The 12,970-nt window shown below is 57.3% G+C and carries 11 protein-coding genes and 1 pseudogene; 8 read left to right on the plus strand and 4 right to left on the minus strand.

The genetic code is table 11. The features are described from left to right. Window positions 1–76: 76 nt before the first annotated feature. Window positions 77–481 (plus strand): DNA/RNA helicase, encoded by a 405-nt coding sequence (locus OCY70_RS11095; RefSeq protein ID WP_213429897.1) that lies wholly within the window; start codon window positions 77–79, stop codon window positions 479–481. A 61-nt stretch (window positions 482–542) separates the two neighbouring features. On the opposite strand, the gene OCY70_RS11100 is transcribed toward OCY70_RS11095, so the two are convergent. Beyond that, window positions 543–1,805 (minus strand): BaiN/RdsA family NAD(P)/FAD-dependent oxidoreductase, encoded by a 1,263-nt coding sequence (locus OCY70_RS11100; protein WP_213429898.1) that lies wholly within the window; start codon window positions 1,803–1,805, stop codon window positions 543–545. Between the two features lie 145 nt (window positions 1,806–1,950). Here OCY70_RS11100 and OCY70_RS11105 point away from each other — a divergent pair, with 145 nt between their 5' ends. The 4 genes from OCY70_RS11105 (at window position 1,951) to nadE (ending at window position 6,156) form a co-directional block, all read left to right on the plus strand. Beyond that, window positions 1,951–3,699, plus strand: a complete 1,749-nt coding sequence (locus tag OCY70_RS11105) for an ATP-binding protein (RefSeq protein ID WP_213429899.1) — start codon at window positions 1,951–1,953, stop codon at window positions 3,697–3,699. 33 nt (window positions 3,700–3,732) lie between these two features. Then, window positions 3,733–4,491: a hypothetical protein gene (locus OCY70_RS11110; RefSeq protein WP_213429900.1), complete on the plus strand. Its 759-nt coding sequence runs from the start codon at window positions 3,733–3,735 to the stop codon at window positions 4,489–4,491. Between the two features lie 329 nt (window positions 4,492–4,820). Next, complete coding sequence (locus OCY70_RS11120; protein ID WP_213429901.1) at window positions 4,821–5,255, plus strand: BrxA/BrxB family bacilliredoxin; 435 nt, start codon at window positions 4,821–4,823, stop codon at window positions 5,253–5,255. A gap of 91 nt (window positions 5,256–5,346) precedes the next feature. Beyond that, window positions 5,347–6,156 carry an ammonia-dependent NAD(+) synthetase gene (nadE, locus tag OCY70_RS11125; protein WP_213429902.1) on the plus strand — a complete coding sequence of 270 codons (810 nt, stop codon included), beginning with the start codon at window positions 5,347–5,349 and terminating at the stop codon, window positions 6,154–6,156. Window positions 6,157–6,844: 688 nt separating this feature from the next. Here the strand turns inward: nadE and OCY70_RS11130 are convergent. Further along, window positions 6,845–8,200, minus strand: coding sequence for a Na+/H+ antiporter NhaC family protein (locus OCY70_RS11130; RefSeq protein WP_213429903.1), 1,356 nt, complete (start codon window positions 8,198–8,200; stop codon window positions 6,845–6,847). Between the two features lie 33 nt (window positions 8,201–8,233). Further along, complete coding sequence (locus OCY70_RS11135) at window positions 8,234–9,091, minus strand: alpha/beta hydrolase family protein (protein WP_213429904.1); 858 nt, start codon at window positions 9,089–9,091, stop codon at window positions 8,234–8,236. 167 nt (window positions 9,092–9,258) lie between these two features. On the opposite strand from OCY70_RS11135, the gene OCY70_RS11140 reads away from it, so the two are divergent. From OCY70_RS11140 to OCY70_RS11150, 3 genes are read left to right on the plus strand one after another with little or no spacing between them, the layout of a single operon-like run. Next, window positions 9,259–9,645: a GntR family transcriptional regulator gene (locus tag OCY70_RS11140; protein WP_213429905.1), complete on the plus strand. Its 387-nt coding sequence runs from the start codon at window positions 9,259–9,261 to the stop codon at window positions 9,643–9,645. Continuing rightward, window positions 9,642–10,517 carry an ABC transporter ATP-binding protein gene (locus tag OCY70_RS11145; protein ID WP_213429906.1) on the plus strand — a complete coding sequence of 292 codons (876 nt, stop codon included), beginning with the start codon at window positions 9,642–9,644 and terminating at the stop codon, window positions 10,515–10,517. The genes OCY70_RS11140 and OCY70_RS11145 overlap by 4 nt, the downstream gene beginning before the upstream one ends. Further along, window positions 10,507–11,508 (plus strand): acetoin ABC transporter permease, encoded by a 1,002-nt coding sequence (locus OCY70_RS11150; RefSeq protein ID WP_213429907.1) that lies wholly within the window; start codon window positions 10,507–10,509, stop codon window positions 11,506–11,508. The genes OCY70_RS11145 and OCY70_RS11150 overlap by 11 nt, the downstream gene beginning before the upstream one ends. A gap of 60 nt (window positions 11,509–11,568) precedes the next feature. Here the strand turns inward: OCY70_RS11150 and bioA are convergent. Then, window positions 11,569–12,926, minus strand: a pseudogene (bioA, locus tag OCY70_RS11155) (adenosylmethionine--8-amino-7-oxononanoate transaminase). Window positions 12,927–12,970: the final 44 nt, after the last annotated feature.

Consider the following 12,970-nt stretch of genomic DNA (forward strand, 5'->3'; position numbering starts at 1 on the left):
CGTGAACCGATGAACGGATGAGATTCCGGTCTTGCGGGCATATTATGTCCAAAGCGGAGAAAGAGGAGGGCAAGACATGGAAGCAGCCGCTATCCGGTTCCGGTTCTCGGATGCCGCGAGTGCCCGATTGGCCTTCGACACCTTGGAAGAGCTCGGCTATGAGCCGGTGTATGACGGCGATCACCGTACGGAGCTTCATATTCATGTGGAGAAAAGAGATCTGACCTCGGCGATGGAGATTGCCGAGGCTCACGGCGGCACGCTTGTGGAAGAGGGAGATATGACCAAATCCGCAATCGTGAATGATGCCTATAATATCGATCTCATTCCGATTCCGGCGCATGTGATCAATGAGGATTGGGCAGACGACGACCGGTATGCCTTGGCCGCATCGAGTCATGATGATCTCGCGGCGCGGGAAGAGGACGCGATGGGCTGGAATGACGATACGAACCAGTTCCCTGGAGGGATTCATATCTAGGGCAACGCAAGAAGCGGCTTCGCTCCCCGGCGGCAACAGGGAGCGAAGCCGCTTCGCCTTGTTATGGAAGGGCCGCGGCATGCTTGCCGGCTGTATATCCGGTCGCGAATGCGGCCGTAATGTTATAGCCGCCCGTATACCCGTGCACATCAAGAATCTCCCCGCAGAAAAAGAGCCCCCGCATCAGCTTCGACTCCATCGTGCGCGGGTCAATCTCCTTCAAATTGACGCCGCCTCCCGTGACGAATGCTTCCTCCAGAGACAAGGTTCCGTTCACCTTGACGGGGAAGGCCGTAATCAGCCGGCACAGCTCTTGCAGCGGCTGCTTGCGGATATGATCGCGGGTTATGCTCTCCTCGATGCCGGCCTGCTGGAGCAGGATGGGCACCATCCGCTCGGGGACGAGGTGCCTGAGCACATTTTTGATCGCCTTCTTCGGTTCCTGGCTCCACCGGTCCATCAGATGCCGCTCCAGTTCCTCCGGACTGAGCTCCGGCTTCATGTTAATGGTCAGCAGCACGGTCTCTTGCCCGGTCCGCTTCCGCTCCTTGACGACGAACTGGCTGCAGCGCAGCGCGGCCGGCCCGGACAGCCCAAAATGCGTAAAGAGGAGATCTCCATCGTGCTCAATGATCTTTTTGCCCTTGGCGTTCCACACCGCAAGACGGATATCTTGAAGCGACAGCCCCTGCAGCAGCTTCTCGCGGATAAAATAAGCTTGCGAGGTCAGCGGAACCTCTGTCGGATACAGCTCGGTGATCGTATGCCCGGCAGCCTCGGCCCAAGGATAGCCATCGCCGGTAGAGCCTGTGCGCGGAACGGACTTTCCTCCCGTCGCAATGATGACCGACTTGGCTCGGATAATAGTGCCATCCGACAGGCGGACGCCTTCCACGGCGCCGTCTGCGTAGAGCACCTCCGACACGGTCCGGTTCGTCATTATCGTGACGCCCCGCTTGCGGACTTCCCCGATAAGCGCTTCGACCACGGTCTTTGCCTTGTCCGACACCGGGAACATCCGGCCGTTGTCCTCCTCCTTCAGCGCGATGCCGAGTCCTTCGAAGAAGCGGATAATATCCCGATTATTGAAATGAGAAAACGCGCTGTATAAAAATCTCCCGTTTCCCGGAATATGACGAATCAGCTCATCCAAATCTTTATTATTCGTTACGTTGCAGCGCCCGCCGCCCGAAATGCCGAGCTTGCGGCCCAATTTATCCCCTTTGTCGATCAGCAGCACGCGCGCGCCTTCCCCCGCGGCAGCAATACAGGCCATCAATCCTGACGGCCCGCCGCCGATAATTATAATATCGGTCTCTTTCATGTCGTATGCTCCTTCACCGTCGTTTCGTCCCTTATTGTATCGCAATATGTAGAAAAATGCCTAAAAAATTGGTTTGCTCCATTGTCAAACTTGGGCATTTATGTTTTAATCAATGCATTCCACAACATGCCAGAGGAGAGAAATCATGTACATCGCTTTGAAGGAAACCCTTCTGCAAGTTCTGATTGCTTGTATACCGGCGTTCTCCTGCCAGCTATGTTCCATTCGGTCGGCGCGGCCGCTGCTGACTCGGCTTGCTGTTGGAGCGGCTTCCGTGATTTCCGTGTTTCTGTGCATCCTGTTCTCCTTTCATCATGCGGAGGCTTCGCAGCCATTTGATTTCCGGCTGATCCCTTTTATGCTGGGCGTGCTATACGGCGGATACCGCATCGGATTGGTTATGGTGGCCCTCTATACCGTTTTTATTATCGCTTTTCCACTATATCAACCGGCGGGGAACCAATGGGGCGATGCCCTGATTTATTTAACCCCGCTATTGTTTCTTACCATCAACAAATTCCGTCAGTCCGGCTTGCAAATGCGGCTTGCCATCATTATTTCCTTCTCGCTGCTCGGCATGCTCGTCTACAGCATTGTCTATGCAACGTATCTCTGGACGGTTCCGGTCGAAAGAGATGCGGGGGCTTTAGGCTTGTCCTGTCTCGTCTTATTCGGGATCGTATTTCTGCTTACCGCGTGTCTGGTACTGTATATGATGGAAGGCACGAGGGAGAAGACGTTCCTGCAGCAGGGATACCGGATTGTTTCCCGTCAATACCGGGAGGAAGTCGAGAAGCTCAAGCAGATTCTCAATACGGCTCCGCTCTGCGTCATCGCCATCGATGCGGATACCCGCATCACCGCCATCAACGATATGATGATTGAAGGGATCCAACTGCAGGTCCCAGGCATGACCAGGGCTCAATTAATGGGCCGTCCTCTCCGGGATCTGCTGAAAAAGATGGGGGATGAGCCGAATAAGTTTATCATCCTGCAATGGGCTTTGCAAAAAGGGGCTGTCGAAGGGGAAGTCACGCGTATTGGTGAACGGGATTACTACATTCTGGCGAAGTCCATCTACAGTCAAGAGACCGGGGAGATTGTCGGAGCAGTCGGCATGGCCCATGATGTGACCGAGCTGTCCAAGCTGCGCGCCGAGATCGGCAACATGGAACGGCTGCATCTGGTCGGCCAGATGGCTGCCAGCATTACGCACGAGATCCGCAATCCGATGGCGGTCATTCGCGGGTTTATGCAATTGATCCAGGAGAAGAGTCCCGACAATATGAAGGACTATTACCGGATTGTTATGGACGAGATCGACCGGGCCAACGGAATCATCAACGATTTCCTGGCGCTGGCGCAAAACCGCATCGTAGAGAAGGAAATGGTCCATCTCCACGATATTATGAAGCAGTTGTCGCCGCTGCTGTGGGCGGATGCCAATCTCCGTGGCCAGGAGATCATCTATCAGTTGGGCGAGAATATTCCGGAGATGTACCTGGATACGAAGGAAATGAAGCAGCTTATTCTGAACCTGTCGCGCAATGCGCTGGAATCGATGGAGTCGATGGAGAAGCGGGGGACCTTAACGCTTTCGACGCGTGCCGTGCCGCAAGGCGTGCAGCTCCTTGTAAGCGATACCGGGACGGGTATACCGAACTCTGTCATGGAAAAGCTGTTCGAGCCGTTCTATACGACCAAGTCGAAAGGGACCGGACTTGGCTTGCCGCTCTGCTTGAGCATCGTCGAACGGCACGAAGGAACCATCGAGATCGACACGTCGGAGCGAGGGACGACGTTCATCGTCACCTTCCATATCGATCCGAAGCGGCGGGGAGAACCGCATCAGGGGCAGGATCACAATCCGCTCGATGCGTTGAACGCGCTCTGATCGTCCGCTATCATAGATGAGGGAGGTGAGCGTGTGAACGTAATCCAGATTGGCAGCTTGACCATCAACGGCGATTTACTGGCAAGCTTCGCATCCTTCCTGATCGCGGCGCTCATCATCTCGCTCCGGGCCCGTATGGACAAAGGATTGAATCGGCGCTATGCAGACTGGGCCTACGGAGTTGCCTTTATCTGTATGTTAAATGCGAAGTTCGGCTTTTTATGGGACGGACCGTCGATTCTGTGGGAACAGCCGCGGACGCTCTTGTTTTTGAGCGGAACGTCCACGAACGGCAATGTGCTGCTCGTACTCGGCCTCATCGTGTGGACGACCGTATACATGAGACGGCACGGCTTGTCGTATCCGGTGCTGTCCGACTTGCTCGCCTACGGGCTGCTGGCATCTCTCGCGGCTTATGGCTGGCTGTACGCGGTGCAGGATGGCGCGGCGCCGGGATATACGGCGCTGCCGATGCCCAGCGGCATCTCGCCAAGAGGCCTGCCGCCGGTCGAGTCGATGCTCGCCCTGCTATGGCTGGCGGGAATCTGGATGAGACGGCGGCCATTGGGCAATCTGTCGGATGCGCAGTGGACCTTCGTCCCCGTCGGCGCCTTCGGCATGCTTGCCAGCTTCCTGAAGTCTCACGAGACCGTATGGGTGGGACTCGCCCCGGAGCAATGGCTGTGCGTTGTCCTGCTGGCAGCGGGATACATGGTTGTTCGGCACCGGGAACAGACGGAGACACGGACGGATTCATCGCCGGAGCGTTCCGCGGATAGGGAGGAAGGATAGGCTCTAGTGCAGGTGCGCATACTAGACGCGAGACTGCATGAAGGAGGTCTATGGAGATGCAAGAAAGTCATTCCAAGGAGCAAAAGCAGCAGGAACAAGCCAACCGTACAGCCGACACACGCGGCAAAATACCGGTTGACAAAAAGCTGGAAGGACCAAACCGTCCTTCCACATAAGCGCTCACGGCGCAAGATAAGGGAAAGCCGTTTCCGGAAGGAACGGCTTTCCCTTGCTTTACTCCTGTGCAAATGGTTAAAATATTAACGATAGCACTATCTGGTGACATCTATCGGGGTAATTATTTAACGGGTTAGGAGTGAAGTGAAAGAATGTCTATGTCTTTTGAGCAATATATGCGCGATATGGTGCAGCCGATGCGCAACGAATTGACATCGATCGGATTCGAAGAATTGCGGACGCCGGAAGAGGTGGAAGCGAAGCTGCCGACGGCGAAGGGAACCGCGCTTGTGGTCGTGAACTCCGTCTGCGGCTGTGCCGCGGGACAATGCCGCCCAGGCGTGCGCAAGGCGCTGGAGCATGAAGCGACGCCGGATCATTTATTCACCGTCTTTGCGGGCCAGGACAAAGAAGCCACGGCACAAGCGCGCGAATACTTTGCGCCGTATCCGCCGTCTTCCCCATCGATTGCCTTGATGAAGGATGGCAAATTGGTGCATTTTATCGAACGCCATAGCGTAGAAGACCGCTCTGCCGAGCAGATTGCGGCGGATCTGACAGCGGCGTTTGATCGCCACTGCCGCTAAGGAGCAACTCATCCCCGCGTTTGTCCGATGCGGGGATGTTTCCATAAATACGACCAGATGTGAACAGGATGGATCGAAGGGAGATATCCAGATGAGCCTACAAGAGGAAATCATCAGTCGGTTCGGAGTCAAGCCCCAAATCGATGTAGATGCCGAAATCCGCAAACGGGTTGATTTTTTGAAGAAGTATGTGACCAACGCAGGCGCGAAAGGGCTGCTGATCGCCATTAGCGGCGGAATCGACAGCGCTGTCACCGCCGGCTTATGCAAGCAGGCCACCGACGAGCTGTCTGCGGAATCCGGGCAGGAGTACATGACGCTCGGCGTGTTCCAACCCTACGGGGACCAGGTTGACATTGCCGACAGCTATGCCGTCGCCGAAGCGTTCGAGTTGAAGCATACCGTCGAGACCAACATCGAAGAGGCGGTGAACGAGGTGGCGCTTGAGGTCGAGCAAGGCTTCAAGCGGCTTGGTCAACCGCGCCATTTAAGCGTTCCCGGAAAAGGGAACATCAAAGCGCGGATACGGATGGTCGCCCAATATGCCCTGGCGTTCGACCTCAACCTGATCGTGGTCGGCACGGACCATGCGTCCGAAGCGTTGACCGGCTTCTACACCAAATGGGGCGACGGAGCCGTAGACATTACTCCGCTCTCCTCTCTGAACAAGCGCCAGATTCGCCAGCTTGCCGAACGGCTTGGCGTGCCGCGCAGCGTCATCGATAAAGTGCCGACCGCCGGCCTGTGGGAGGGGCAGACCGACGAGAAAGAGCTGGGTGTCTCCTACGAGCACAACAGCGATTACCTGGAGGGCAAGCCGGTTCCCGCCGACGTTCAAGCGAAGCTCGAGCAGCATTACCGCAAAACCGAGCACAAGCGCGCCCCGATTCCCGGCATCTGAGCGATAGGCGAAATAGACCAGGCCTTCGCCTGCCCTATTCTCTTTTCTTCGAGGAAGACAAGCACATGAACCGTGCTTGTCTTTTTTTATGCCTAACAACCATGCCTATGCAAGCCATGCTGAACCCAGGGCTCGCCCTTGATGAAGGATACCGGCATTCATCGGCAAGTCGAGGCTGCGTTTCTTTTCGTACGATCCCAACAACTCAGCCGTACATTTGCAACTTTTACAGCATAAGGGGAAAAATGCAGCGTTTTTTTGACTGATGTCATCTTTTTAGAGGATTCCGCATTAGTTGACGAAACTCGTGTTTTTAGAATGAATACCGTGTTATTTGATGAATCTCGCATTATCTGTCGGATACCGTGTTCGCTGTGTGATTTGAACTGGATGACCTCTCTTCCGCGCCAGGAGAACAGTATATCTTCAAGGCCTTTTACTCAATATCCCATTGATTCATAAAGAAGAAAAAACGAACTGACTTGCTTATATCGTCCAACATTCAAAGAAGCTGTTAACCGAACCGGGCCGCACTGAAATATCGATAAGGAGCAAATACCACCGCAGCATACCTCCGGAGAATACCTCTGGAGAATATCTCCCGGGAAGCTGGCGAACCGGCAACAGGCATCCAATATGAGCAGAGGGGATAGCGGCGTAAAGGAGCTTGAAGCGAGCGGTGATATGTTCAGCCTGATAATGTTTTGCTGTAATGAGCGGCACTTTGCTTCCGCCCCCTCAGGAAGGAGACGAGCCACGTGCACAGCGGCAGTATCCATAGAAAGACGGCAAAGAGCGCGTATTGATGAACAGGCATATTTAGAATCGTGGCGCAGAGGACAGCCAGCATATTCCACGGGATCAGGGCAGCGAAAACGAGAGCCGTATCGGCGACGATGCGGGAGAGCTGCTCCGGCGGGAAGCGGGCGGTCCACAGCGGCAGCACGCTCCGTCCTGACATCATGATGGGCAGGGTCTGCGTGCAGGAGACAAGCGCCAGGATGAAGCCGAATAAGCCGATGCGCGCGGTGGCCCCGGGCAGGGACGGCTTCGCGCCCAATAAGGAGGCCATATAAGGCTCCAGGGTGCGCGTCGACTCCAGTATGCCGTTGAAGGCGCCGGCCATCGCTATCAGCAGGACGAGGTCGACCATATTCAGCACGCCCTTCGTATGCAGCGAGGGAAGCGAGGCATGGTCATAGCCCCACAGCAGGCCATTCCAACATGTCATCGCGCCGGCGCCTTGGAGCCAGGTTCCGAGAATGATTGACGTTACGATGGAGAGCAGGAAGGCGTAACGCGTTTTGACCCGGAACAGGATCGCTGCGACCAGAACGAGAGCGGGCAGGATCAGCAGCGGGTGAAATGCAAAGGCGTCGCGATAGGCTTCCATCTGCAATGCCTTGGCCGGTACGACCCATGCTCCCGCCCAGTCGAATAAGGCAAAGACGGCCGTAGCCGCGCCGAGGCCGAGCAGAGTGGTAGGCAGCATCGCCCGGGCTTGGAGTCTGACGGAGGTTCCCGTCGAATCGGCGACCAAGCGGCGGGCGCTTGAGAAGGGGGAGGTGCGATCGCCGATGAACGCGCCGGATACGAGAGCGCCGGCCATGAGAGGCAGCGGCACGCCAGCCATCGCCGCGGCACCCATCATCGGGATGCCTACCGCGCTCAATGTTCCCGTCGAGGTGCCCAGCAGCATGGAAAATAGCGCGGACAACCAGAAGGTGAGCGTGGTCATCCATGCCGGATGAATCCAGGACAGTCCCTGCTCGATTAAGTAAGGGATCGTTCCGCTGATCGTCCAGGCCGGAATCATCAGGCCGACCATAAGCAGAATCCAGACGACTTCCATCGTATGGAGGGCGCCCGCACGCATATAGCGAAGCAGGTCTGGCCAGGGATGGCCCTGCTTGCGCGAGCAGAGAGCGAGCACAAGGAAGCCGGCGGCAAAGCCGGCAATATGCGGCAGACCGAGCAGATAGGCGGCGGTAAGGCCGCCTATCGTCGTCAGGACCGATACAGCGAGCTGGCGCGGGGTCAACATAAGTACACAGCAACTCCTGTCTATGTGCGAAGATTAGCGGGCCTGCAGCCACTGAACGGTTGCTTCAATGGCGGCCTCCAGCTCCGGTGTCGTGCCTTGAAACGGGTGAACCGTGTTGAACGTATGGCCGCCCCCTTCGATCGTAATCCACTCCGCTTGGGGATAGTTGGCTACCAGACGTGCCGATCCGTCGCGAAAGCCCGGCAAATCGTCCGAGCCTTGAATCAGCGCGAGAGGGAAGCGGGCATCGCGGACGCGGTGAATCAGGTCATATTTCTCGCGATTGGCTTCCAGGTCGTCCAGCAGCAGACGGGACAACGGAAGAGCTTCGCCCGTGCGGGCGTTAATGACCTTGGATTGCCCCTTGTCCCGCATTTCCTGCTTCTGCTCCGCGGAGAATAAATCCATATTCGTCACGCCATTCCACGTAAGCACGCCTGCGATATGATCCGGATGCTCCAGCGCATACAGCAGGCAGCTTGCCCCGCCCCGGCTGTGGCCGAGCAGATAGAGCGGCATCTCCTTCGACCAAGGGAAGCTTCCTCCTTGGGCAGCCAGCCATTGCGGGAATTCGGAGGAGCGCAACCAATCGAGCAGCGTGGCAAGGTCAGTCTGCTCCTCTCCGTACGTATTGATTGCGAATCGCTCCGGCTGATCGAAGCGGTCAAGCGAGGGGCCGACGCCATTATGCGAAAAATTAAACGTCATCGTAAGCAGTCCGCTGCGGTTTGCGATTTGCTCCGCCGCATAAGGGAACATTCCCCAATCCTTGAACCCTTTGTACCCGTGAGCAATGAGGAGCACTGCCGGGCGCTGCGGCTGCGCAGGCAGAAACACGTCCCCGCGCAGGATGCGGCCATCCTGCCCTGAATAAGTGAATGCATACTTCAATCTAAGCCAACCTCCTTGCCTTCCAGCTTATTTTCACTCATTGTACCACACCCCTGAATGGGAGCAGAATGTCCTTTTCATCTTGACAGGAATGTCTATTCTTATGTACCATGTGTACTAGTCCTGATAATACACTAATGGTTCGATAGCAAAAAGGGAGGGTTTCCATGTTTCGTCTGCAAGAGCAGAGCGCTTCGCCGATATATGAGCAGATCGTGGACCAGATGAAAGCGCTCGTCGCCACGGGAGCGCTGGAAGCGGGAGAGAAGGTGCCCTCGGTGCGCGAGCTGTCCGCGATGCTGCTGGTTAACCCGAATACGGTCAGCAAGGCTTATCAGGAGCTCGAACGGCAAGGGGTGATTGTGACGATGCGGGGCAAAGGCACGTTTGTCGCGGAAGCGGCGTCTCCCGGCATGGCGGAGGAACGGATGAAGAAGCTGAGAGAGGACATCAAGCGCGTCGCCCTGGAAGCGAAGCATCTCGGACTGGAACCGTCCGGTCTGCTGGACATTGTCGAGCAGGCATGTCATGAATGGTGGAGGGAAGAATCATGATGCAAGTGGAGGCTGTACATAAATCGATTGACGGCAAGCCCGTCCTGCGAGGCGTCACCTTCGGCATCGAGCCGGGGCGCATCGTCGGGCTCGTGGGCCGGAACGGCACCGGCAAGACGACACTGATGCGGACGATGGTCGGCATCTATAGCCCGGATCAGGGGAGCGTCGCTTTTGACGGGATTAGCGTGCACCGCTATCCGGAGCTGAAGCGGGATATCGTCTTTGTCCCGGACGCGCCGACGGCGCTGGAATCGTATACGATTAAGGAATGCGCCAGCTGGTACGCGCAAATTTACCCGAATTTTGATCTTTTTTATTTTACGGAGGCCATGGATAACTTCAAGCTCCCGCTGCACAAGCGGGTGCGGTCGCTGTCGAAGGGGATGAAGATGCTGTTCAGCACGGCCCTCGGGTTGGCTACGAAAGCGCGGCTGATTCTATTCGATGAGCCGACGAACGGGATAGACGCGGTAGCGAAGAAGCAGCTCTTAAGTCTGATTGTCGAATCGATGGATGAAGAATCTTCCATCCTTATTTCATCGCATATGCTTCACGAGTTGGACCGCATCGCCGATACGGTCGTCCTGCTCCGGGAAGGACGGACGGAGGAGGTGTGGGAGCTGGATCGGCTCCGGGAGCAGATCAAGAAGCTGCAGATCGTGTTCGGCAAGGCGGAGCCGCCAGCCTGGCTCTATGAGCCGGGGGTGTTCGTCCTCCAGCAGGTTGGCCGCGTGTACACGGTGATTGTGGAAGCGGAAGCGGCCTTGGAGGCATTGAAGCGGGAGGAACTGATGCTGATCGACGAGCTCCCGCTCTCGCTGGAAGATTGGTTTACATGGAAGTCGGGAGGTGACGGGGGTGCTGCATAATTGGTTTGTCCGGCCGCTGTGGCGGAAGGAGATTCGCCAGACATGGGGCTTGCTCGGGTTGATGCTGCTGCTTGGGTTCTTTGCCGTCTTGTTCACGCACATGCAGCAATGGTGGTTCCAGACGCCGGAGTATATCCAGCATAACGCCTCGATATTCGACCGCGACCCGGATATTGCAGTGAGTTGGGCGTTTTCCGAGAAGTATGCCATTTTCCAGTTCGGTCTTGCGCTGATCTGCTTTTTGCTGGCTTTGTGGCAAATGGGCTATGAACGGCGCAGCCACATCAGCGAGCTGGGGTTCGCCTTGCCTTATCCGCGATGGCTTATCTATGGCACGAAATGGATGGTCGGCGCCGCTTATATCATCTCGTCCGTGTTTGTCATCACCGTGCTGTACGCCGTCATGCTGTGGGCTTCTCCAGTCGGCTCTCATTTTCACGTCATGGTTTTCATCAAGTACGCGTTCCATGTTATTTTTGCCGTCCTGTCGGTGTATACGTTTATGCTGTTCATGGGTTCCTTCACAGGCAGCTGGACCGCCCAGGCGGTGCTGACCTTCATTCTTTTCTGCATTTATGAGTTTATGGCTTCGATGCTGCAGCAGCTTTCCTATGTTTTCTTTCTAGTTCCGATCTACCAGCATATGGATTTGCGCGGGACCGTATGGGAAAAACTCAATCTCCTGGGCTGGATTACGGAAGAAATCGATCGGTATCCGTACGGATTCGTCGGCGTATCCGCTCTGCTGCTGCTTGTCGCGGGTCTTGTCCTGTATAACCGCAATCCGCTGGAGAATAACGGCAAGCTGATTCTGTTTCCTGCGGGAGAAAAGGTGCTGATTGGGGGCTTCGTCCTGTGCGCGGCTCTGCTCGGCGGCAATATCGGTTATGGTCTTGTCTACCCGGGCCGCTTGGGATATTTGATTGGAGCCGGGTTCTGTTTTCTGCTCGGGTATCTGATCATCCGGACCCTGACTCGGATGAGGCTGTAGCGAGCAGGGATAATAGAGCGGGCGGGAGCTGATGAATCAAGCGCCCGCCCGCTTCGGCGTTTAGCCGAGGACGCGGCGGAGCGCCCGCTCGGTGCGGGCGGCGATGTCGCGGACATCGTCCGGCGTGGCGGACAATGGAAGCCAATAGTAGAGGGTGTCGCCGAGCGGGCGGAGGATGAGTCCTTCCTCGAAGCCCGCCTCGTACATGGCCGCCCCGATGCGCCGCTCGGGCGGGAAGGGCTGGCGGCGTTCGGCATCCAGGTACAGGTCGAACGCCGCCACGAGCCCAAGCTGCCGCACATGGGCGACATGCGGCAGGCGGGCCAGGCCGCGCAGGGCGTCCGCCAGCGCGGCTATGGTGTCCTGCGCCCGTTCGAGGACGCGTTCCTCCTCGAACAGGCGCAGCGAGGCCAACGCCACGGCGCACGCCACCGGATTGCCGGTGAAGCTGTGGCCGTGGAAAAAGGTCTTCGCCGCGTCCTCGTCATAGAACGCGGCGTACAGCTCCTCGCGGCACAGCGTCGCCGCGAGCGGCATGATGCCGGCGGTCAGCCCCTTGCTGAGGCACAGGATATCGGGGCTGACCCCGGCATGCTCGCAGGCGAACATGACGCCCGTTCGCCCGAAGCCCGTCGCCACCTCGTCGGCGATGAGGTGGACGCCGTAGCGGCTGCAGAGCTCGCGCACGCCCTGCAAATAGGCGGACGGCGTCATAATCATGCCGCCGGCTCCCTGCAGCATCGGCTCCACGATCAAGCCCGCGATCGTGGAGCCCTTCCGCTCGAACAGCTCGAGCACAGCCGCGAGCGCCCGAGCCGCCACCTCGCGTTCGCCCTCGGCTCCCGCGGCGCGCGCCTGCCGCAGATCGGGCGCCGGCAGGCGGTGGCCGTGGAACAGCAGCGGCCGGAACAGCGCGTGGTAGCGATCGACCCCGCCCACGCTCACCGCGCCCAACGTGTCGCCATGATAGCTCCCGTCCAGGTAAGCGAACGTCGTCTTCTCCGTTCGCCCGCGGTGCTGCCAATATTGGAACGACATTTTGAGCGCCACCTCGACCGCCGTTGAACCGTTGTCGGAGTAAAATACCCGCGTCAGCCCTTCGGGGGTCAGACGCACGAGCTGCTCGGCCAGTTCGATGCCCGGCGCATGCGTCAGCCCGCTGAACATAATGTGGTCGAACGTGTCAAGCTGATCGCGAATCGCCCCTTGATGCGCGGATGGCCATGCCCATGCAGATTGCACCACCAGGAGGATACCGTATCATAATACCGCCGTCCGTCCGCGTCATAGAGGAAGAGGCCCTCGGCCTTTTCGATCAGCACATGATCGCGATCGGCGTAATCCTTCATTTGCGTAAACGGATGCCACACAAACGCCCGATCCTTATCCAGCAATTGCCGCTTCCGGTTCTCATCCATGGAACTCCATCTCCTTCGTGTTCGGTATGTCCGTTAACTTCCCT

The organism is Paenibacillus melissococcoides (assembly GCA_944800085.1).
GTDB lineage: Bacteria > Bacillota > Bacilli > Paenibacillales > Paenibacillaceae > Paenibacillus_B > Paenibacillus_B melissococcoides.